Genomic DNA, 23221 nt, shown 5'->3' with positions numbered 1-23221 from the left:
TTTGATATATATCGTTTGATTCCGCTGTGACAAAATCCAGCTTTATTCAAATTTTCTTGACACAGGGGACAAGCGGATGAGTATTTTCATAAACAATGAGCTGACTGTAATAGATAGGAGAACGAACAGTGTCTCCAACCATCCAAATACATAATAATTCAAAAAGATGATAAGGCTATTCGTAAGTAACAGTCCTTGCGGCATTGGAAGCCGAAAAAATTTGTGAAAAATAATTGGCGGTATCGTTATCCCGCCATTTGAGGCTCCGACGGTGTACAATGTGTAAACGCCAAGACTGAACAAAAGACTTCCTGAAATCAGTGAGAAGAAATGAGAGGAGAGCATTTCCACTTTTGGAACGATTTCTAAAACAACAGGAAAAAGCAGACTTCCCGCTACAGTTTTAAAAAATATTGATTTTCCTAATAGAACAGCGGCTAGAAGCAGCATCATAAGATTGATGCTCCAAACAGTAACTGAGCGTTGGATAGAAAAGGCCGTTTCAACTAAATGTCCGATTGCGCCCACTCCGGCGGAAGCTATATCATGAGGGAGCAAGAACCAATTCAATCCAACTGTGATAAAGAAAAGACCTAAAAATATAACGGGTAGTTTTTTTATTTCTTGTGTCATTGATATCTCCTATAAATGTTAGCCATAAAAGGCTGTATATTTCTTTACTTTACCAAAAAAACGAAACCGAATTCAAAAAAACAATCGTTCTTATAAAAGTTATATAAAATCGATTGCCAGTTTCTGTTTTACCAATTAAAATGATAGTAATGTTTTGTAGAAAGTTGGAATCTGACCGATGGATAATCAAAGAAAACCAGCATTAGATCAATTATCACCGCAAGAAAAAATGGCACGAGGCTCTGCTTGGATGACCGCCAGTAATATCATTTCAAGGTTGCTAGGAGCTGTCTATATCATTCCTTGGTATGCTTGGATGGGCGAAAATGCTAAGGCTGCCAATGGATTATTCAATATGGGGTACAATATATATGCATTGTTTCTACTGATCTCTACAGCAGGAATACCCGCGGCGATCGCAAAACAAACCGCGCGATATAATTCGTTGAATGAATATGGCACTTCACGACGATTGTTCATCCGGGCATTACAGATGATGGGCGGGTTAGGTCTGTTGTTCGCTTTGTTCATGTACATCGCCTCTCCTTGGCTAGCTCATGCTTCTGGTGGCGGAGAAGAACTGATTCCAACGATGCGCTCTTTGAGTATCGCTGTATTGGTTTTTCCTTGTATGAGTGTGATACGAGGGTATTTTCAAGGGAACCAAGAGATGATGCCTTATGCGCTGTCGCAGATCGTTGAACAAGTTGCACGTATTTTTTATATGCTGTTGGCTACATTCATCATCATGAAAGTCATGAATGGCGATTATGTGACGGCGGTCACGCAATCAACTTTCGCGGCATTTATCGGTATGCTAGCAAGTATCCTTGTCCTTTTGTATTTTTTGAAGAAACATCAAGCGTATACATCTGCATTTATCCACTACAGCGAAAACAAAGTAAATATTGCAACGAAGGAATTGTTGTTAGATACCATTAAAGAAGCAATACCGTTTATTATCGTTGGTTCAGGGGTAACAATCTTCAAATTAGTCGATCAATTCACTTTTATGAGGGTCATGTCTGCATCCACTGAATATTCCAATGCACAGTTGCTAGATCTTTTTTCGATTTTTAGTGCCAATCCAGATAAATTGACAATGGTAGTTATCGCATTGGCAACATCGATCGCGTCTACCGGGTTACCGTTGATTACAGAAGCTGTTACGTTGAAAGATCGAATAGGACTGGCAAAATTGACGAGCGGAAATTTACAACTGTTTTCATTTTTTATGTTTCCAGCGACATTTGGTGTCATGTTACTTGCCTATCCGCTCAACACATTATTTTATACACCAGATTCTCTAGGAAGCAATGTACTGATCCAAGCAAGTTTTGTAGGACTCTTCTTAGGGTTATATATGCTAGTTTCCAACATGCTGCAAGGAATGTTTGAAAACAGGGCGGCAATCAATTATTTGGTTGTTGGGTTTCTGGTGAAACTACTTCTTCAATATCCAGCCATTCGTTTATTTGAAGTGTATGGCCCTTTATTAGCGACAATGCTCGGGTTTGCTGTGTCTTGTACCTTGATCTTAAAGAGGATCCATGAAGTAGCTCGCTTTAAACCAAGTTTTGTCTGGCGTAGGACATTACTGATCTTTATTCTTACCTTGATTATGCTTTTTGCTTCGTGGATCACAAAGATGATTTTTGGGACTTTCTTAAATGAAGATAGCAAATTCCAGTCTCTATTATTGATTCTTGCAGTAGCAGGTATAGGGGCATTGGTGTACGGTTATTTAGCTTTGAAAATCCGTTTGGCAGAAAGACTACTAGGACCAGGAATAGCGCGTTTACGACACAAATTAAAAATAAAATAAGTGAATGGGAAGAGCAGAATCAATGCTCTTTTGAAATGGGGGAAACGCATGCGTTTAGATAAATTTTTAGCAGATATGGGACTTGGTAGCCGCAAAGAAGTCAAAGGATTGATCAAAAAAGGAACGATTGAAGTCAATGGACAAGTGGTCAAAAGCGATAAAGCGCAAGTAAACGAGTTTGAAGATACGGTTACTTATTTAGGAGAAATCATTGCGTATCAAAAAGATTTTTATTATATTTTGCATAAACCTGCAGGAGTCATTTCTGCTACTCAGGATAATCATGATCAAACCGTAATCGATTTGTTGGAAGATCAAGATTATCGGGAAGATCTTTTTCCAGTTGGCCGATTGGATAAAGACACGGAAGGCCTCCTGATTTTAACGAATGATGGGGTATTTGCCCATCAGTTATTATCACCAAAAAAACACGTGGAGAAAGAATATCTAGCTGAGGTTAACGGCATAATGACAGAAGAAGATATCCGTTTATTTGCAGAAGGACTGATTATTGATGGTGATGAGCAGACATTGCCGGCAAAACTCCAAATCGATCAAGTAGATCAAGAGTCAGAAACTTCAATTATCCGTCTGATTTTGCATGAAGGGAAGTTCCACCAAGTCAAGCGAATGGTCAAAGCAGTAGGAAAAGAAGTCTTATATTTAAAAAGAATCCGTATGGGGAATTTTTGTCTTCCTAAAGATTTGAATAGAGGGCAGTATCGCCCCATGACCAAAGAAGAGCTAGAACAAGTGAGAGAAAAATAAGTGAATGGACAGCTAAAAGAATAAGCAGTGTAGTTGTAGCGCCATCTGAAAAGCAGACTTATCCGTCTGACTTTTGGATGGCTTTTTTGTGAAATTTCGGCTTATTTCCGTAGAAGCTACTTCTGGAACACCGTTTGTTCGGAAGAAGGGACTGTGACAAGACTTTTGTCACAGTCCCCATTGCTCGTTGTGACTCGGAGTTAGATAGCAAGGTCACGATCTGTCTAATACTCAGGACAAAACGCTGATTTCACAACCTCTCCTATACTTTGTTTCATTTTCCCTATACTTTGTTTATTTATTCTCATTATTGAAAGCGCTATAATAACGTTGCGAATGAATCGAAAGGGGTTTTTAGATGAAAAAACGAAAGGGGTTCAATCATTTTTTTATGAATCTATGGCGTTATAAAGCACTTGTCCTGATGGCTGTACCGGGTATGCTTTGGATGATTTTTTTCTTTTACATACCTGTAATGGCGAATGTCGTAGCATTCAAAAATTTTCATATTTCAGCAGATGGGTTCCTGGCTAGCCTGAGGGAAAGTCCTTGGGTGGGTTGGGAAAATTTCAAATTTTTATTTTCTTCGGACCAAGCATTTCTCATCACTAAAAATACAATTTTATATAATGTGACATTTATCCTTTTAAATCTGTTCATTTCAGTCGTATTTGCAGTCATTATGAGCGAGTTGAGAAATAAACGACTTGTTAAAGTTTATCAAACGATGTCGTTGCTCCCTTATTTTCTATCTTGGGTCATTATCAGTTACTTCGTTTACGCCTTTTTAAGTCCCGACAAAGGAATATTCAACCAGTGGATTACTGGACACGGAGGAGAAGCTGTCAATTGGTATAATGAACCGAAATATTGGCCATTTATCTTAGTATTCATCGGTACATGGAAAGGGATTGGTTATAACAGCATCATTTACTTTGCATCTGTTATGGGAATCGATCCGACTTATTATGAAGCTGCTATGGTTGATGGAGCTAGCAAATGGCAGCAAATCAAACATGTGACTATACCACAACTGATTCCATTGATGACGATTTTAACGATTTTAGCCGTAGGAAACATTTTTCGAGCTGATTTTGGCCTGTTTTATAACATTCCTAGGAATTCCGGTGCATTGTACGATGTGACTCAAGTTTTGGATACGTATATCTACAATGGGCTGACATCCACAGGAGATTTTGGTATGACGGCTGCTGCAGGCCTTTATCAATCAGTTGTCGGTTTTGTCTTATTGATGATCACAAATACGGTCGCCCGTCGTTTTGATAGCGATTCTGCATTATTCTAAGGAGGAAAAAAATGAAAAAAAAGAAAGTGGAGAGAGTCCAAGTCCGTTCTTTCAATAAGACGACCAATTTTTTCTCTAATATAATGATTGCACTCTTTGCTATTTCCTGTGTTTTGCCATTCATATTTGTTATTGCCATCTCTGTTACCGATGAGTCCATATTGTCGACGCACGGGTACAGTTTTTGGCCAGAAAAATTCAGTCTATTTGGTTATACGTATTTATTCGACCAGATGCAGGATAAAATTTTGCAAGCGCTTTTCGTCACTGTACTTGTTACTGTTTTAGGTACCCTGATCAATAGCACGGCTACTTCTTTATATGCTTATGCGATTTAGCGGTCAAACTTTCCATTCCGTCGTTTTTTTACCGTTTTTTGTTTGATTACGATGTTGTTCTCACCAGGAATGGTAGCCAATTATCTTGTTATGACAAATCTTCTCCAGTTAAAAGATACGATTTGGGCATTGATCTTGCCAATGGCTGTCAGCCCCTTCAATATTATTGTGATGCGCACATTCTTTAAACGTTCGGTCTCTGATTCGATTATTGAATCGGCGCGGATCGACGGAGCTAGCGAACTTCGAATATTCGTTCAAATCGTTTTACCGTTAGCTGTTCCTGGTATCGCGACAATCAGCTTATTTGCCGCATTGGGCTACTGGAATGACTGGTTCAATGCTTTACTATACATTCAAGATGATAAGCTGGTTCCACTACAGTATCTTTTGATGAAAATCCAAAGTAATATTCAATATCTGACGCAAAATTCAGGAGCAGGAAGCCAATTGACAGGTGGGCTAGCTTCAGTTCCAGGAGAATCCGCCAGAATGGCGATCGTAGTTATCTCTACGTTGCCTATTGCGATCAGCTATCCATTTTTCCAGAAACATTTTGTCAAAGGTCTAACGATCGGTGGAGTAAAAGAATAAAAAAATATAAAAATCATAAAACTAGGAGGAAGAAAAATGAAGTTATGGAAGAAACTAGCCTTTACAGGTGTTTCAGCATTATTGGTAGGTACATTAGCGGCATGCGGAGGTTCTGGTTCTAAAGAGCAAGCAGAAGCTAGTGATTCGGACACTTTGCAGATGTATCAAATCGGTGATAAACCGGATAATTTCGATCAATTGATGGAAGTGGCAAACAAACGAATCGAAAAAGAGATTGGTGCAAAAGTCAATATCAATTACATTGGTTGGGGCGATTACGAAAAGAAAATGAACGTCATCATTTCTTCCGGAGAAAATTACGATATCGCCTTTGCGAACAACTATGTTTCCAATGCTCAAAAAGGAGCCTTTGCTGATTTGACTGAATTAGCGCCTAAGTATGCTGAAAAAGCGTATAATGATTTAGATGAAGCTTATATCAAAGGAAATTTGGTGAATGGGAAATTATATGCCTTTCCAGTAAATGGAAATGTCTTTGCTCAACAAGTACTTACTTTTAACAAAGCTTTACTAGATAAATATGATCTTTCAATTGATGGAATCCAATCTTACGCTGATGCAGAAAAAGTTTTGAAGGAATTCCATGAAAAAGAACCAAACACGGCCGCTTTTGCCATTGGACAAGGATTCAAAGTCCAAGGAAACTTTGACTATCCTTTAGGGAACACTTTACCATTTGCTATTGATCTGGATGGAGATGATTCAAAAATCATCAACCAATACGACAATGAAACGTATATCGGACTGTTGCGTACGATGCATAGCTGGTACAAACAAGGACTCATTCCAAGTGACGCTGCAACGAGCAATAAGGACTATCCACTAGAAGGAAATACTTGGCTGATGCGTGGAGAAACACAAGGACCCTATGATTATGGCGATACGATTTTGACAAATGCAGCAAAACAAGAACTAGTTTCAAAAGCAATTACTGTTCCATTGAAATCTACAGCTCAAGCACAAATGGCAAATTTTGTCGTATCCAATACTTCAAAAAATAAAGAAAAATCAGTAGAACTTCTAGGCCTACTTAACAGTGATCCAGAATTATTGAATGGACTTGTTTGGGGAATCGAAGGAGAAGCATGGGAAAAAGTCGATGGTTCAGAGGATAAAATCAAATTGCTAGATGGTTATCAGCCAAACACACATATGTCTGCTTGGAATACAGGAAACAATAAGATTCTATATACACAAGAGTCCATTACGGATGACATGATTGCCAACCGCGACCAATCGATTGCTGAAGCAGAAACTTCACCGATTTTAGGGTTCAGCTTCAACACGGACAATGTAAAAACAGAATTAAGTAATATTTCAAATGTCATGAACCAGTATTTGGATGGATTGAATACAGGAACTGTTGATCCAGATGAAACATTGCCGAAATTAAAAGAAGCTTTAGATAAAGCTGGTTATGACAAGGTATTGAAAGAAATGCAAAAACAATATGACGAGTTTCGACAAGAACAATAATGAATAAAGACAAAGAGGTTGTGACAAAAACGTGTCGCAACCTCTTGTTCCGAATGAATGGTGTTCAAAACCTTGTATCTGCGGCAATCAGCCCAACCGAACGAAAAACGTAGAGAGCTATTTTTGTTCGGCTGTTCTTATTACTTGATGCAGGGCAGCTCTTTTACAACCTTTAATACTCAGGTCATGGTGCTGATTGCCCAACCTTTTTTTGTATAATGAGAAAGTATAAACTTAATGTTTGGAGGAGAAGATATGTTAGGGAAGGTTTTGGAAGAGTTGTTTATCCGGATCTGGGTCGTTATAAAACTAACCTTATATTTCTGGATATACACGTTTGTCGGCGGAATCATCTTTGGATTAGGTACGGCATGGAAAACAGTCAATGAGTTATTTTATTTACATGGATTCGAGTATAAAGAAATCACGTTAAAAAGAGGCTGGAATATATATAAAAGAAATTTTTTAAGAGGAAATCTGCTATTTAGTTTATTTTTATCTAGTACTGCTTTATTGAGCTACAATCTATATCTATCTGTTCAAATCAAAGGGCTCATTTTTTTAGCTATTGATTTTATTTTGCTTTTTGCCTTGTTTTGCCTATTTGCTACTTATCAATACAGTATGATTTTAGACAGTGAATATACGATCTCTGTTCCTAATCTGCTAAAGCTGAGTTTTATTTCGGTTTTTTCCAGCTTTTCGTCTTTTCTAAAAATAATTATTGGTAGCAGTGTAATTATAGCTGTGACTTGGCAATTCAAAGGATTGATTTTATTTGGTGTCATTGGTCTTTTGACGGTTTGGAATGGTACGATGACGAAACAGTGGCGTGAAGAGTTAGATAAACAGTTGGAAAGTTATGAATAAAATCCGGATTCTATTTTCAAAAGGAACCTTACTGAATCGGCTATTACGGAAATATGCGGTTATCATGATTGGTGTAACGATGACTGCTACTGTTATTTTTAGTGTCCATACGTGGGATCAAAACCAAAAGCAGGCAGAAAACATGACAAGTGATGCCGTTCAAAGTACAAGCAGAATGCTGAATGACAAAACAACTTTGAGTAGGATCATTAAAAACCAGCTTGTAGGTGATTCCGAAAAAATCGAAAATGTCACTACCTACTTAACAAAACCCATAGATCAGTATTTGATGTATGTATATGAGCAGCAAAACAGTACCGACGAATTAGTTTCTTTCCCAAATCAAATCAAAGATCTTTATATAAATTATGAAGAACTAAGTGCGATATATATCGTGTTGAATCAGCTACCGGAGTACTATGAATCCTCTAGAGAAAACAAAGGCGGAGAAGTAAAAGCCGGAACGCCGAAATTACTAGACGCCTTTTATATCAAGTTGCCTATCACCCAAGGAGGAGCTGAGTCAGGCAGTATTTTTATCGGTTTCCAAAAGAAAGAGCTAGATACGATTTTAGAGAATCTAACGTCATTCAATGGACTCTCTTTATACATGATTTCTGGCACGACAAATCGCTTGTATACGTTCCATGATAATAAAATAGCTAAAGAAACATTTGGAAGACAAGAAACGATTATCTCAGAGAGTCTTCAGAAAAATTCACAATTGCCAATTGCTAATCTGAGAAAAAATAATTTTGTTCAGCATCAAGAACTGTCGGATGATTACCGAATATTAGCTGTATTAGATAAAAAAAGCGTAAAAACCGAAACGGGGAAAAACCTTGCCCCTCTGATTGTCGGTATCATTGTTTTAGACAGTATATTGCTTATCTTTCTTTATAAAACATTCAAACGATATTCACAGCAAATATCCGTCGTCATGCAGGCAATGGAGCAAACAGCAGCAGGAAATTTAGAAACACGGATTGATACAACAAAAACGGAATATGAACTAAAGGAACTTTCGATCGGTATCAACGAAATGTTGGATAGCATCAATCAATTTGTCGAAGACATCTACAAACTAGAAATCAAACAGCAAGATGCACATATGCGGGCGCTTCAAGCACAGATTAATCCGCATTTTTTATACAATACATTAGAATATATCCGAATGTATGCAATCAGCGAAGGAAGCGAAGAATTAGCAGATGTTGTATATGCTTTTTCTGCCTTGCTCCGAAACAACACAAATCAAGAGAAGACGATCACTTTGAAAGAAGAATTGGACTTTTTCGAAAAATATGTCTATTTATATCAAGTGCGTTATCCTAATCGAGTGGCCTATCATTTTATGATCGATCCTGATTTGGAAAAGATTGAAGTACCTAAATTTGTGATTCAACCATTAGTTGAAAATTATTTTAAACATGGTATTGATTTTACTCGATTTGATAATGCCCTAAGTGTCAAAGTCTTACAGGAAGACAAGCGGGTAAGGATCATCGTCAAAGATAATGGAAGAGGGATGACTGAAAAACGGCTAAAACAGGTGGAAGAAAAACTGTCTCATCCCAAAGTGGAACTTCACGAATCAATCGGTCTGCAAAACGTGAATGAACGTTTACGTGCCAACTTCGGCAGCAGTTATTACATGTCGCTTGAGAATAATGAGACAGGTGGACTGACTGTTTCTATTACATTCAAGGAGGGGTGAATATGTACCAGGTGTTATTGGTAGATGATGAATATATGATTTTGAATGGGTTAAAAAAGATAATTGATTGGAAAAGTTTAGGGTTCCAAATAGTAGCAACAGCGGAGAATGCCAAAGAAGGACTATCTGTCCTTGAACAACAACGGATTGATCTAGTGGTAACGGACGTGACGATGCCAGAAATAAACGGACTGGAATTTATTGAAGCAGCTCAAAAAGAACATCATAATTTTGAATTTATGATTTTGTCCGGGTACCAAGAATTTGATTATTTGAAAGGAGGCATGCAATTAGGTGCGGTGAATTATTTGATGAAACCCGTGAATAAGTTCGAATTGATTGAAAGCCTCAAGAAAATCAAAACACGGTTAGACCAGCAAAATGAACAAAAAAATCAGCAAGAAATCTATCAGGAACTATTATTCAGTCAATGGTTGAATGAAGAGTTAGATGAAGCAAGTGAAGAAGAAATAATAGGACAAATCAGTGAGAAACAGCGTAGAATAGTATTGATCCAATTATCAAGAATTCATGATCCTCTTATCAATACATGGTTGAAAGAACACCAGCAAATCTTTTATTATCAAAGAAATTATGGAGACCGTATATTGATTACGCTGTTGTTGGAGGCAGATGAAGTTGATGGATTCTGCTGTTTTGTCCAAGAAAACATCCCTGATCAGGAATGGCTGATCAGTATCGGGGAAGAGACAGATTCATTGGACAAGATCCCTGAAACATTCCAACAAGCGAAAGACAATCTACAATTACATCAATTTTATGGAGATAAAGACGAGCATGTTTTTTACGCAATACAAGCAACAATAAAAGAGCAAACCATCGATTTTTCAAGTTTCAGACGTGTGTTGCAAAATAAACGATTAGATGATGCCCAAAAAATGATCACTGATTTTTTCGAGCAATTTCAGTTAGCAGCCATGATGCCGGAAGACATCCGGTACTCCAGCTTTTTACTGTTTATGGAGATTCAACGGGAATTGATTGATCTAGAAGATGAGGAATATTTACAAGGAATCGAAAAAATTCATCAGGCAAAAACGGTGCAAGAACTCCACCAGCTACTTCTGTCGTTCGTCCAAAAGCACCAGAGACAGAAAAAATACAGTGGCAATGTAGAAAAAGTAATCGAAATCCTGCATCAGCATTATCAAGAACCACTTACACTCAAAGAAGTGTCAGAAAGTTTGCATTTAAATGTCATGTATTTAGGGCAGTTGTTCAAAAAAGAAACGAAAAAAAGTTTTTCAGCTTATTTGAACCATTTACGTATGGAAAAAGCAAAGCAGCTGCTTTTGCACAGTAATCAAAACGTCAATGAAATAGCAAGTGAGATTGGCTACAACAATACCACGTATTTCTCTAAATTATTCAAGAAGATTGTCGGCAGATCCCCTAAGGAGTATCGGGAAAAAAGAGGAGAATCCTAAAAAAAGAAGCGTATGGAATGAATCAATGTTCAAAAGTTTGCATCTGCGGTAATAAGCCCAACCAAACGAAAATAGGAGGAGCTATTTTTGTTTGGCTGTTCTTATTACTTGATGCAGGACAGCTTTTTCACAACCTTTTGTTAGTTATCGTTTGATAAGGAAAAAGGCAAATCTTTTGATCGATACTTCTTAGGATGAGGGACGATACCTAATTGGTAAGAGATCTTGCCGCCTTTCAGCAAATCTTGATGAGTAAAATATAATTTCGTATATTCTTTGTCCATCCGTTTGATTTTATGGATAAATTGCTGTTGTGGCCGATTAGGAGTGGTTTCAATCGTCAATTCCTTTCCATTTGACAAAAGCACAACAGCCTTGTCCATTAAAGGCATACCGATAACATATTCACCGGTCCCTGGTGTGACAGGATAGAATCCCAGACTATTGAAGATATACCAAGCAGCCATACTTCCGTTGTCCTCATCTCCAGGGTAACCCGTTGAAGAATCGTCGAAAGTTTGAGTCATCAATTGTTTAAGCAATGGCTGTGCCATTTCGGGTTGTCCAATATAGCTGAACAAGTATGGGTAATGAAAACTTGGCTGATTGGAGATAGCTAACTGCCCAAATTCTATCGCAGCCATCTCGCTCATTTCATGAATCTCAAAACCATATCCTCCTGTTTCAAATGTCGGAGATTGATTGCACAAATCAATGAGTTTTTCTTTGAATCTCTCACTGCTGCCATATTTTTCGATCAACCCTGCAAAATCATGATAAACAGCAAAGCTGCTTTGCCAAGCACTGCCTTCTGCATAATCTTGTCCCCAACGATGAGCAGAAAATGGTTCTCTGAATTTGCCATTTTTATCTTTGGAACGCATCCATCCTGACTCATAGTCAAAAATATGTTGATAGTTCAATGATCGTTGCTGATATTTTTTCACCGTTTCGTCCTCTGCTAGTACTTTGGCAACTCGACTAATACAAAAGTCGCTATAAGCATAATCTAGCGTATGATTGACCGATTCATGGTAGTGATTAGGAACATAGCCGTATGTCAAGTAATCCTCTGTCCCTTGTCGTCCATAATTTGAATGATTACTTTGAACTGTAGCGCCTTTCTTCATTACTGTTAGAAATTCCTGCATCAAGTCTGGCCGAATATCTTTCACAGCAGCATCTGCAACGACCGCATCGATCAATGTCCCAGGCATTAGTCCACGTTCGTCAGGAGACAGCCATTTTGGCAAATAACCAGTTTCTCTATAGCTGTTCAAGAAACCTTCCAGCATTTCTTCGTACTTTTCTACAGCAATCAAAGAATAAAGAGGATAAACCGTTTTATACGTATCCCAAAACCCGTTATTTGTATAGAGAACGCCAGGTTTCACAGATCGGCTAGTCGTATCATAGTGGATTTTTTGCCCGCTAGGATCCATTTCATAAAATGTTTGCGGAAATAAAAACACCCGATAGAAGTTATGATAAAACGTCCGCAATTGTTGTTGATCATGGTGTGTGAGCTGTATACGATCAAAATAGGATTGCCATTGTTTCTGGCTGTTAGCAAGGTAAGTCTCTTTGCTTTGGTTTTGTTCTAGTTCCAAGTTATAAGCTGCTTGTTCCGGGCTGATAAAAGATGTCCCGAATCGGATGGTTTGTTTTTTTGTCTGTTCAAAATACAACGGGATCGAATCGCTATTTTTGTTGGAAACAGCTAGCTCATCAGTTGTTAAAGGATATTCAAATCTCAATATGAAATAAAAAGAAAAATCAGGATCTTCTGAACCAGCAAAATGTGTGATTTTTCCTTCCACTGTGTAAGGATCTATAACAAAGAGCTGATGACGTCCCGGAAAGGATAAAAGTAAACCGCTATCATTTCTGCTGTAATCAATAGATAAGATTCCGCCATACATACTGGGTATCAATGTAGAGCGGATGCCATAACGCAATTGACGGATCGACAGATGAGTCGGACAAAATATACTTTCTTCTGGGCGGTAAGAACTTTGCGCATGAAAAAGGGTATTTTCCTGTAATTTACCATTGATTGGCGTGAGCAGCATATGACTGAAATTGCCCATCCAAGGACTTGGCTGATGGGTAAGTCGATAACCTTGAAAAACACGATCCTCAGGATGAAACCACCAGCTGCCGTTTTGATCGGTCGTTTGCGGTGCAAAATAATTCATCCCAAAAGGAACGCCAGTGTAAGGCTGGCAGTTCCCGTTAGAGAAATTTGGCTGATTAGCTGTGCCATGTCTAGTATCTATTTGACCGATATTCATTTTATTTCTCCTTTGTTGATTGTCTTTTGATAAATGAAACTGGAAATTTGCTGTCGGAAGGACGTTCGTTTGTCTCTAACCAAGTGATCAAAGCCTCTCCAGCAAGCTTGCCTAACTGTTCAAAATCTTGTGCAATGGTTGTCAGCGGTGGATCAACAAGAGCAGCTGCTTGGATATCATCAAATCCGATGATTGAAAAATCTTCAGGAACATGATAATCATGCTGTCTCAAGAAATTCATCGTCTGGATAGCGACAACATCGTTTTCGCAAACAAAAGCGGTCACTTCATACTTAGTGATATAAGAAAGCAATTCATCGAATGTCGCGCTTTTGTCATCCAGCGAAGTGTGGAAAGCTAAACCAGCTTTGTCCAATGCTTCAAGGTAACCAAGGTAACGCTGACGTACGGATTGTGGATGAGTCTGTGCACCAAATAAATAAGCGATTTTTGAATGTCCCTGTTCGATCAAATGAGAAGTAGCGAGCACACCACCTTGGAAGTTGTCGGAAAGCACGGTAGGAAAAGGCAATTCATAGATTTTTTTATCCAATATGATGACAGGGAATTCTTTTAATGACAGCTCAAAAAGCAAGTCAAGATGCTGTTCTGTATCAAAGGCATAATAAATTAATCCATCAAATTCATGGATGAGTTCTTTTGCCGTTTTATTTTGTAAAAAATCATGTGTCGTCATCATGACATCCATCTGTTTATCCTGCATCACAGGATTCAATCCCTTGGTAAAATCACCAACAGATAAATCAGCGACATATGGAAGAAGAAACAGAATCCGCCGTGTTTTTGTAGGAGAAGGAAGCATCTGCTCCGGAGCAGATGATTTAACAAAACTGCCTTTCCCACGTACGCGATAAATCAGCCCTAATTGTTCTAATTCAGTCAATGCACGTTTGGAAGTGATTCTGCTTACTTTATAAGTATGGGAAAGTTCCTTTTCAGTTGGTAGTTGGCTATCCACAGGTAATTCACCAGTTAAAATAGCCGTTTGCAAATCATTAAATATTGTCTGGTACAATGGTTGATTCATATAAACACCTCTTAATGATATATCATATTCAAATAATACCATAATAGATGAAAAAGTAAATAAAAAGTTATTTTTTTTGAAAGCGTAGACATAAAATGCTGCAAGAGGTATAATCTTTAAAGATATATCAAATGAAAAGAGGAGATTTGTATGGTTTATAAAGATATACCAAAGTCGGTGCGAAAATTTATGGATGATATCACACAAAAATGCGGGAAAACCCATGCGGACTGGGCAACGAATTTTACAGCAGCATTTGCCAACACGCTATTGACAACAGTCAAAAAGCAAAATGACGGTACTACTTTTCTATTGACAGGAGACATTCCTGCAATGTGGTTGCGAGATTCTACTGCACAAGTTCGTCCTTATTTAGTGATTGCAAAAGAAGATGAGGAACTAGCTGACATGATTAGTGGGTTGGTCAAAAAACAATTTTTTTATATCAACATCGATCCATATGCGAATGCCTTCAATGAAGAAGCGAACGGTGCAGGACACCAAACAGATCACACAAAAATGAACGATTGGATCTGGGAAAGAAAATATGAAATTGATTCTTTATGCTACCCGATACAGTTGGCCTATCTTCTTTACAAAAATACAGGAAAAACGGACCAATTCAACCCAACTTTTATTGAAGGGATCAAAAAAATCTTAGGCGTGTTCGAAACAGAGCAGGATCATGAACACTCTCCTTATACATTTGTACGAGATACGACAAGAAAAGAAGATACGCTGATCAATGACGGACGAGGAGCCAAAACAACTTTTACAGGTATGACATGGTCTGGGTTCCGTCCTAGCGATGATGCTTGCCGTTACGGATATCTGGTACCATCCAATATGTTTGCGGTGGTCGTGTTAGGTTATGTGGAAGAAATTTTCCAAACGATACTCGATGATAAAGAAATTGTACAGAAAGCACAAATATTGAAGAAAGAGATCCAAGAAGGTATCCAAAATCACGGACGGACGGTTAATCAAAAAGGGCAAACGATTTATGCATACGAAGTAGATGGAATGGGGAACGCGACGGTCATGGATGACAGCAATGTGCCCAATTTGATCGCGGCACCTTATTTGGGTTACTGTTCGGAACAAGAGGAAGATTATCTTCAAACAAGAAGAACATTGTTGAGTAAAGAGAATCCATATTTTTATGAAGGAAAGTACGCAAAAGGAATTGGTTCTTCCCATACGCCAAAAGAGTATGTTTGGCCGATTGCGTTAGCTATGGAAGGAATGACAACACCAGATAAATCTGAAAAAGAACGGCTATTGAATTTGCTTGTAGCAACTGATGCAGGAACACATCTTATGCACGAAGGATTTGATGTGAACAATCCTGAAAATTATACGAGAGAATGGTTTTCTTGGGCAAATATGATGTTTTGCGAATTAGTTATGGATTACTTTGATATTCGAGTAGAAAAATAGGAGGTACTGTAAATGAAAAAGAAAGTATATATCATTTCTCATAGCCACTGGGATCGTGAATGGTACATGGCTTACGAACAGCATCACATGCGGTTGATTGAATTGATAGACGATTTATTAGAGCTATTTGAAGTTGATCCGTCCTTCAACAGTTTTCATTTGGATGGGCAAACGATTATTTTAGATGACTATCTTCAAGTAAGACCAGAAAAAAGACAGGCACTCCAACGAGCTATTGATGAAGGAAAATTGAGAATCGGACCATTTTATATCTTGCAAGATGATTTTCTGATCAGTTCGGAATCAAACGTGAGAAATATGCTGATTGGCATGGAAGAAAGCCGTAAATGGGGAACCCCCGTCATGTTAGGGTATTTTCCCGATACATTTGGAAATATGGGACAGACGCCTCAATTAATGAAACAAGCTGGTATTTCAGCAGCGGCGTTTGGCCGTGGGGTAAAACCAATTGGCTTTGACAATCAAGTTCTGGAAGCAGAAAACTATTCTTCTCAATACTCAGAGATGTGGTGGAAAGGACCTGATCAAACAGAAATTTTTGGTCTGTTATTTGCCAATTGGTATAGCAATGGGAACGAGATTCCCGTAGAAAAAGAAGCTGCTCGTGTCTTTTGGAAGCAGAAATTAGCAGATGCAGAACAATATGCATCTACTGATCATCTATTAATGATGAATGGTGTTGATCATCAACCAGTACAAAAAGATATATCAAAAGCAATTCATCTCGCAAATGAGCTGTTTCCAGATTACGAGTTCATCCATTCTAATTTTACTGACTATCTGGAAGCAGTTCGACAAGAGTTGCCAGAAGACTTAGGTTCAGTAGAAGGAGAATTGACAAGTCAAGAAACGGATGGCTGGTATACTTTAGCCAATACAGCATCTGCTCGCGTTTATTTGAAACAATGGAATACCAAGGTCCAACGGCAGCTAGAAAACATCACGGAACCACTTGCGACGATGGCTTACGAAGTTACAGGGATTTATCCCCACGATCAATTAGATTATGCTTGGAAGACATTAATGCAAAATCATCCTCATGACAGTATTTGCGGTTGTTCAGTTGATTCTGTCCATCGGGAAATGATACCTCGTTTTGAAAAAGCAGATGAAGTCGGAAAGTATCTTGCACAAGATTCTTTAGAACAACTGGCCACAGCGATCGATACAACTGGATTTCCAAAAGACAGCTTTCCATTTGTCGTTGTAAATACTGCAGGAATGGATAAAACTGGCGAAGCAGAAATAACCATCGAATTAGCAAGAAAAAGATTCGCTGAGGGAATACCGGAACATCTGTATCAAGAGTTAGAACAGTTGCCTAGACGGAAGTATCACGTAGAAACAAAAAGCGGGGCCACTATACCAGCTATTTTATCTGAAGAAACTGTACAATTTGGTTATGATTTGCCGAAAGATCGTTTCCGTGTGCCATATATGGCAAGAACGATCAAGGTAACTTTACCAATAAAAAACATGCCAGCGTTTTCTTGGGAAACATTCGCGCTTGTAGAAGGGGAAGCGAAAGCAGAAGAAAAGGAAACAATGATCCGTCAGAGTGGACGAATCGTCGAAAACGCCCACCTGCGTTTGACGATTGAAAAAAACGGTACCATTACAATGGAAGATCGCAAAAACAAACGAAAATGGAATAACCTGCATATTTTTGAAGATATCGGTGATATAGGAAACGAGTATATCTTTAAGCAACCTGTCTATGATCAACCAATCCTATCCAGTAATCAAGAGGGCTCTGAAGTAAAAGTATTAGTAGATACACCAGAAATAGCCAAAATAAGTATTCTACAGGAAATGGAGATCCCAGTTTCTGCAGACGAGCGTTTAGAGAAAGAACAACGAATGGTTGTAGAATTTCGTTATCGTAAAGCAGAACGATCTAAAGAAAAACGGATCCTTCAAATAGAAACGATCATGACAGTCAGAAAAGATAGTAAAAAAATCGACTTTGAAACGACTCTTGACAATCAAATGAAAGATCATCGATTGCGTGTCTTGTTTCCTACAAAGTTACATGTGGAACATCACGAAGCAGATAGTATTTTTGAAGTAGTAAAGCGCCCAAACCATGTATCTAGGAGCTGGGAAAATCCCACGAATCCGCAACATCAGCAAGCATTTGTCAATATTCATGATGAACAGTACGGTGTAACAGTTGGTAACTTTGGTTTGAATGAATATGAAGTAACAGCAGATGGACAAATCGCGGTGACACTACTTCGCTGTGTGGGAGAACTAGGAGATTGGGGGTATTTTCCAACACCAGAAGCACAGTGTTTAGGTAAGCATCGGTTCAATTATAGCGTTGAACTACATGGACCAGAAGAAACATTCTCTACTTATTTGCATGCATACGCGGCACAGATTCCTTTCTCCACTCAACAAATCAAACATCATGAAGGAACATTGGCATCAAAACAACAATATTTAACGATAAAAAGTGAAACGTTTGCAATTACAGCTTTGAAACGGAGTAAGTTTAGTGATAAAGTAGTAGTGAGAGGTTTCAATATGTCTAGTCATTTGGAAAAATTAGAAATAACTAAAGACAATCGAAAAACGGTCATATTGAATCTGCTTGAAGAACCAACGCAGCAATCGGTTGTCCCGATAATCCAACCTTATGAAATTCGGACAATCGGATTCGAGGAGGAAAACTAAATGTATGGCGGAATAGAAGCAGGCGGAACAAAATTTGTGTGTGCGGTTTCAGAAGGTGGAGAGATTTTGGAAAAAACAAGTATCCCTACCACAACACCAGAAGAAACATTGGATCAAGTATTTGAATTTTTTGATCGTTATGAACTGAAGGGAATCGGGATCGGCTCATTCGGCCCGATTGGTATCGACCAAACAAAAGATAATTACGGATATGTTTTGGCAACTCCCAAAAAAGGATGGGCACAATTTGATTTTCTCGGCACAATCAGGAAACGCTACCATATTCCTGTTGCTTGGACGACGGATGTCAATGCGGCTGCATACGGGGAGCTGAAGCAAGGGGCAGCACAAGGAAAAAATAGTTGTATTTACCTTACCGTGGGAACAGGAATCGGCGCAGGCGTCGTGATCAATGAGGAAATTTTTTCAGGGATCGCACATCCTGAAATGGGACATATTTGGGTAAAACGCCATCCAGATGATCAATATGAAGGCACTTGTCCTTATCATAAAGACTGTTTAGAAGGATTAGCGGCAGGTCCGTCTATTGAGGCACGTATAGGGATCAAAGGGCAAGATCTGCCACAAGATCATCCGATTTGGGATATTCAAGCTTTCTATATTGCTCAAGCACTGATCAACTATACGTTGACGTTAGCACCTGAAAAGATTATTTTAGGTGGCGGAGTAATGAATCAGGATCATCTCCTTCAAAAAATCCGTCAGCAATTTGTTGAATTGATGGGTGGCTACATGGAAACACCTCAAGTAAGTGAATATATCGTTCGTTGGGGACTGCCAAATGAAAGTGGGATTATCGGTAGTTTGCTGTTAGCAGAACACGAACATCAAAAGTAAGCAGACAAGTTACACAAAAAGAACGTAGTCTTATCAGCAGATAATGATAGGACTACGTTCTTCTTTCTATTTCCACAATCCGGGTAAAGCTTTACCAACTATTTTTTCTTGAGTAAATGGATGGATCATGTGCAGTTCTAATGCATGGAGCATCAGTCGTTCAGCTGGTCTATTTTGGTAGAGAGGGTCTCCAACGATTGGATGCCCTATATGAGCTAAGTGAACTCTGATCTGGTGCGTACGACCGGTTTCCAAAACACAATACACTTGTGTTTTTCCAGAAAGTACTTTGTCGACAGTGACATGTGTCAAGGCGTTCTGACCATTTTTATCATCTACGACCCGTTTTCTCCGATCATGGCGATCGCGTCCGATTTTATTGGTAATAGTCCTATCTTTGGCGATTTTCCCCCATACGATGGCTTGATATCTCCGATAGATCATTTTTTGTTCCAACATTCTTCCAAGTATCGGCAAGACAAATGGGTTTTTTGCAAATAAAACAGCGCCGCTTGTTTCTTTGTCCAAACGGTGGACAACGTAAGGTCGTTGTTTTTTCGTATCGAGATAAGCAGCTAAGTGATTGAGCAAGGTACTGTTTTCTGTTGGTTCGTTTGGATGAGTCTTCATTCCTGCAGGCTTATCCACTATAATCAAATGTTCATCTTCATATAAAACACGGATGTGCTTCGCATCTCCTAATTGGACTTCTTGATAATTATAATCTGTTTCTTCGAATAACAATGTGATCTGGTCATTGCCTTTTACTTCATGATGGAACAAAGCAGGTTGTTGATTGATCCAAACGTTTTTACGTATACGCAAAAAGTGCCGAACCTTTCTAGGAACTAACCATTCCTTTTCAAGCAAGTCGCGAATCGTTGTTTCAGGATGGTTCATAGGTAAAGTGATCGTGATTTTCACAAGTGTACTCCTTTCGGTAAAATTGCAGATTAATTGTACCATTTTTAAAACATATTTAAGAAAAAACTTACATTTTTCTGTTCATTCTTATGTTACTCTACTTGCACTAACGAAAAAAACAAATCGAACTACAACTTAAGCAGGAAGAAAACACTCTTTCATTATGGTAAAATAAGACGATTGAATTGAATAGACAGGAGAAGAAGCGAATGGATTTTCAAAGCATTTTAGGAAAGATAAAAGCTGCTTTGATCAGTTTTTGGCGATGGATCAGACCATATCTCGGACAATTCCATCGATGGCGAAAGCGCATTTGGAAAAAATATCATGTGAACAAATTGATTTTGCTGATTGGTTTGATCTGTGTCTTAGTGACAAGTATCTACCTTTTTATTTTAGCCAAACAAGCAAATGTCGAAACGTTAAAATCTGGATTAAGCCAATCGACAGTCATTTATGATAAGAAAAATGAAGAAGCTGGCACACTGTACGCCCAAAAAGGGACATACGTAGAATTAAACGCGATTTCTCCCTATATTCAAGATGCGGTAATCTCGACAGAAGATAGGAATTTTTACGAACATCACGGATTTGATATCAAAGGAATCGCCCGTGCGGCTGTTCGGATGGTTTTGTCTGGCGGAACATCAGGGGGCGGAGGAAGTACGATCACTCAGCAGCTTGCCAAAAATGCTTATCTGACATTAGATCAAACATTTGATCGAAAAGCGAAGGAATTATTTTTGGCAATCGAGATCGAAAAGAAGTACAGCAAAGAAGAAATCTTGACCATGTATCTTAACAATGCCTATTTTGGTAACGGGGTATGGGGTGTCCAAGACGCTTCCAGAAAGTATTTCGGAGTAGATGCAACGAATGTTACGCTATCTGAGGCTGCTACTTTGGCAGGAATGCTGAAAGGTCCTGGTATTTATAATCCGATTGATCACCCAGAAAATGCGAATGATCGGAAAAACACAGTACTAAGCGTAATGGAAGAAAACGGAAAAATCACAAAAGAACAAGAACAAGCAGAAAGCCAGACAGACATCAGTGCTTATCTTCATGACACATACGATAATTCAGATTCTGGTTATCGTTATCCTTATTATTTTGATGCAGTGATCGATGAAGCAGTTAACGAGTATGGTCTTGATGAAGAAGATGTCATGAATAAAGGCTATAAAATCTATACAGCTTTAGATCAGGATTACCAAAAGCAATTAGAAGCTACTTATCAAAATAATGCATTATTCCCAGCAAATGCTTCAGATGGTGCCATGGTCCAATCTGCTTCAGTAGCTTTAGATCCGAATACAGGCGGTGTACAAGCATTAGTAGGACGAAGAGGAGATCATGTCTTTAGAGGATTCAGCTTTGCTACACAGATGCGCCGTTCTCCAGGATCAACGATCAAACCATTAAGCGTATATACACCAGCGTTGGAAGCTGGTTACAAGCCTTCTAGTGTCTTGAAAGATGAACCGCAAAGTTATTACGATGCGCATAATTTTGACGGGACATACCAAGGAGAAGTACCGATGTATCAGGCTGTTGCACAAAGTTTGAACTTGCCTGCTGTATGGCTTTTGCATGAGATCGGTTTACAAAAAGGATATGATAAAGCAGAAGAATTCGGCCTGCCTTTAGCAAAATCTGATAAGTATTATGGCTTAGCTCTTGGCGGATTAGAAAAAGGAGTATCTCCAATGATCATGGCGGGTGCTTACAGTGCATTTGCCAATGAAGGTCAGATGTATACGCCGCATCTCATCACGAAAATCGTTGATTCAACTGGAGCGGTGATCATCGATAATACAAACAAAAAGCCAAAACAGGTTATATCAAAGGAAACAGCTGATGAAATGACCAGCATGCTTCTTTGTACATTCTCAAATGGGACAGCAGCTGCTGCGAACCCTGCAGGTTATACGATAGCAGGTAAAACAGGAACCACAGAAACTAATTTCGATGCCACGAAAGCAAATGACCAATGGATGATCGGGTATACGCCAGATGTAGTGATTTCGACATGGATGGGGTTTGAAGAATCCAGCAAGCTGCATTATTTGGAAGGGACAAGTGGAAATGTTGTCGGGAAAGTCTTCAAATCAGCGGCAGAAGGTATCCTTCCTTATACTTCCAAAACAGGATTTAGTGTAGCTGACGCCTATGCCACAGGAGGGCAAGTGGTAGCAGCAGATCAAGTTGGAAACACAGGTAATTCTAATGGAGAGTCTGGAAATTGGCAAGATAACTTGAATCAATACGGTGAACAAGCAAAAGAAGGATTGAAGAATTTCGGCGATATGGTGAAAGAAGGCGTTCAGGGAATTGGTGAAGCGGCTAAAGACCTCTGGCGGAAATATCAAGGAGAGTAGACCCTTTGAAAACGAATAACCCCATGTTACAATAGAGAGTAACTACTAAAAGAAAAGAGGGCATAACATGTCAAACATCTACGATAGCGCGAATCAGATCGAACGTGAGATCCGTGAATTACCAGAATTCAAAGCGTTGAAAGAAGCGTACGAGAAAGTACAAGCAAACGAAGAAGCACACAAGCTGTTCAAAGACTTCCAAGCGATGCAAATCGAATTACAAGAAAAACAAATGAGTGGACAAGAATTCAGCGACGAAGATGCAATGAAAGCACAAGAAATGGCTGTGAAAATTCAATCAGAAGAAGTAATCAATGATTTAATGCAAAAAGAACAAGGGTTCAGTACGATCATCAATGACTTGAACCGGATCATCATGACGCCAGTTCGCGACCTTTACAGCGAATAGAACTATTTTATGAAACAACAGAGGTTGTGAAAGAGACGTTCAGCCTTGAGCGATGACAAAGTTGCTTCTTATTGCCGATAGACTGTCTCTTGAACACCGTTTACCAAAAAGACGTGAGCCTACCGTTTAACTCTGAGTGACAAGGAACAATTTCAAAAAACAGCTTCTCAT

The 23221-nt window shown here is 38.8% G+C and carries 16 protein-coding genes and 1 pseudogene; 13 read left to right on the top strand and 4 right to left on the bottom strand.

Going from position 1 to position 23221, the window contains the following annotated elements:
* Positions 1 to 42 precede the first annotated feature (42 nt).
* Positions 43 to 633, bottom strand: a complete 591-nt coding sequence (locus HMPREF2731_RS13380; protein ID WP_002292268.1) for a YitT family protein — start codon at positions 631 to 633, stop codon at positions 43 to 45.
* Between the two features lie 178 nt (positions 634 to 811).
* Between HMPREF2731_RS13380 and HMPREF2731_RS13375 the strand changes: the two genes are divergently transcribed.
* The 8 genes and pseudogenes from HMPREF2731_RS13375 (at position 812) to HMPREF2731_RS13340 (ending at position 10996) form a co-directional block, all read left to right on the top strand.
* On the top strand, positions 812 to 2458 hold the full coding sequence (locus HMPREF2731_RS13375; protein WP_070873160.1) for a putative polysaccharide biosynthesis protein: 1647 nt from the start codon (positions 812 to 814) through the stop codon (positions 2456 to 2458).
* 48 nt (positions 2459 to 2506) lie between these two features.
* Positions 2507 to 3226, top strand: a complete 720-nt coding sequence (locus tag HMPREF2731_RS13370; RefSeq protein ID WP_002292270.1) for a pseudouridine synthase — start codon at positions 2507 to 2509, stop codon at positions 3224 to 3226.
* Between the two features lie 358 nt (positions 3227 to 3584).
* A complete protein-coding gene (locus HMPREF2731_RS13365) occupies positions 3585 to 4532 on the top strand; it encodes an ABC transporter permease (protein WP_002292271.1) in 948 nt (315 codons plus the stop codon).
* Between the two features lie 11 nt (positions 4533 to 4543).
* Positions 4544 to 5464: pseudogene (locus HMPREF2731_RS13360) on the top strand (carbohydrate ABC transporter permease).
* A gap of 36 nt (positions 5465 to 5500) precedes the next feature.
* Positions 5501 to 6961 carry an ABC transporter substrate-binding protein gene (locus HMPREF2731_RS13355; protein ID WP_002329924.1) on the top strand — a complete coding sequence of 487 codons (1461 nt, stop codon included), beginning with the start codon at positions 5501 to 5503 and terminating at the stop codon, positions 6959 to 6961.
* 255 nt (positions 6962 to 7216) lie between these two features.
* A complete protein-coding gene (locus HMPREF2731_RS13350) occupies positions 7217 to 7831 on the top strand; it encodes a YesL family protein (protein ID WP_002292277.1) in 615 nt (204 codons plus the stop codon).
* Positions 7824 to 9548, top strand: coding sequence for a sensor histidine kinase (locus HMPREF2731_RS13345; RefSeq protein ID WP_070873158.1), 1725 nt, complete (start codon positions 7824 to 7826; stop codon positions 9546 to 9548). Before HMPREF2731_RS13350 ends, HMPREF2731_RS13345 begins: the two co-directional genes overlap by 8 nt.
* Positions 9549 to 9550: 2 nt before the next feature.
* Positions 9551 to 10996: a response regulator transcription factor gene (locus tag HMPREF2731_RS13340; protein WP_070873156.1), complete on the top strand. Its 1446-nt coding sequence runs from the start codon at positions 9551 to 9553 to the stop codon at positions 10994 to 10996.
* Positions 10997 to 11136: 140 nt separating this feature from the next.
* Here HMPREF2731_RS13340 and HMPREF2731_RS13335 read toward each other — a convergent pair whose 3' ends face one another.
* Complete coding sequence (locus tag HMPREF2731_RS13335; RefSeq protein ID WP_070873154.1) at positions 11137 to 13290, bottom strand: GH92 family glycosyl hydrolase; 2154 nt, start codon at positions 13288 to 13290, stop codon at positions 11137 to 11139.
* Position 13291: 1 nt separating this feature from the next.
* Entirely contained in the window at positions 13292 to 14338 is a 1047-nt protein-coding gene (locus HMPREF2731_RS13330) for a GntR family transcriptional regulator (RefSeq protein ID WP_002290950.1), read from the bottom strand.
* 150 nt (positions 14339 to 14488) lie between these two features.
* Between HMPREF2731_RS13330 and HMPREF2731_RS13325 the strand changes: the two genes are divergently transcribed.
* Genes HMPREF2731_RS13325 through HMPREF2731_RS13315 form a run of 3 tightly spaced genes read left to right on the top strand, consistent with a single transcriptional unit; the run spans position 14489 to position 19336 of the window.
* Positions 14489 to 15778 carry a glycoside hydrolase family 125 protein gene (locus HMPREF2731_RS13325; protein ID WP_070873152.1) on the top strand — a complete coding sequence of 430 codons (1290 nt, stop codon included), beginning with the start codon at positions 14489 to 14491 and terminating at the stop codon, positions 15776 to 15778.
* A gap of 12 nt (positions 15779 to 15790) precedes the next feature.
* The gene (locus HMPREF2731_RS13320) at positions 15791 to 18478 is read left to right on the top strand and encodes an alpha-mannosidase (protein ID WP_002329927.1); all 2688 of its coding nucleotides are present in this window, start codon (positions 15791 to 15793) and stop codon (positions 18476 to 18478) included.
* Positions 18479 to 19336 carry an ROK family protein gene (locus HMPREF2731_RS13315; RefSeq protein ID WP_002329928.1) on the top strand — a complete coding sequence of 286 codons (858 nt, stop codon included), beginning with the start codon at positions 18479 to 18481 and terminating at the stop codon, positions 19334 to 19336.
* 66 nt (positions 19337 to 19402) lie between these two features.
* Here HMPREF2731_RS13315 and HMPREF2731_RS13310 read toward each other — a convergent pair whose 3' ends face one another.
* On the bottom strand, positions 19403 to 20260 hold the full coding sequence (locus tag HMPREF2731_RS13310) for an RluA family pseudouridine synthase (protein WP_002310841.1): 858 nt from the start codon (positions 20258 to 20260) through the stop codon (positions 19403 to 19405).
* A gap of 209 nt (positions 20261 to 20469) precedes the next feature.
* On the opposite strand from HMPREF2731_RS13310, the gene HMPREF2731_RS13305 reads away from it, so the two are divergent.
* Together HMPREF2731_RS13305 and HMPREF2731_RS13300 are read left to right on the top strand one after the other, a co-directional pair.
* Entirely contained in the window at positions 20470 to 22641 is a 2172-nt protein-coding gene (locus tag HMPREF2731_RS13305; RefSeq protein ID WP_070873150.1) for a PBP1A family penicillin-binding protein, read from the top strand.
* 67 nt (positions 22642 to 22708) lie between these two features.
* Complete coding sequence (locus HMPREF2731_RS13300) at positions 22709 to 23050, top strand: YlbF/YmcA family competence regulator (protein ID WP_002285994.1); 342 nt, start codon at positions 22709 to 22711, stop codon at positions 23048 to 23050.
* Positions 23051 to 23221 lie beyond the last annotated feature (171 nt).

The sequence above is a fragment of the Enterococcus sp. HMSC072F02 genome (genome assembly GCF_001837725.1).
In the GTDB taxonomy this organism is placed as follows: Bacteria; Bacillota; Bacilli; order Lactobacillales; family Enterococcaceae; genus Enterococcus_B; species Enterococcus_B lactis.
This window is presented reverse-complemented; position numbering and strand designations above follow the sequence as displayed.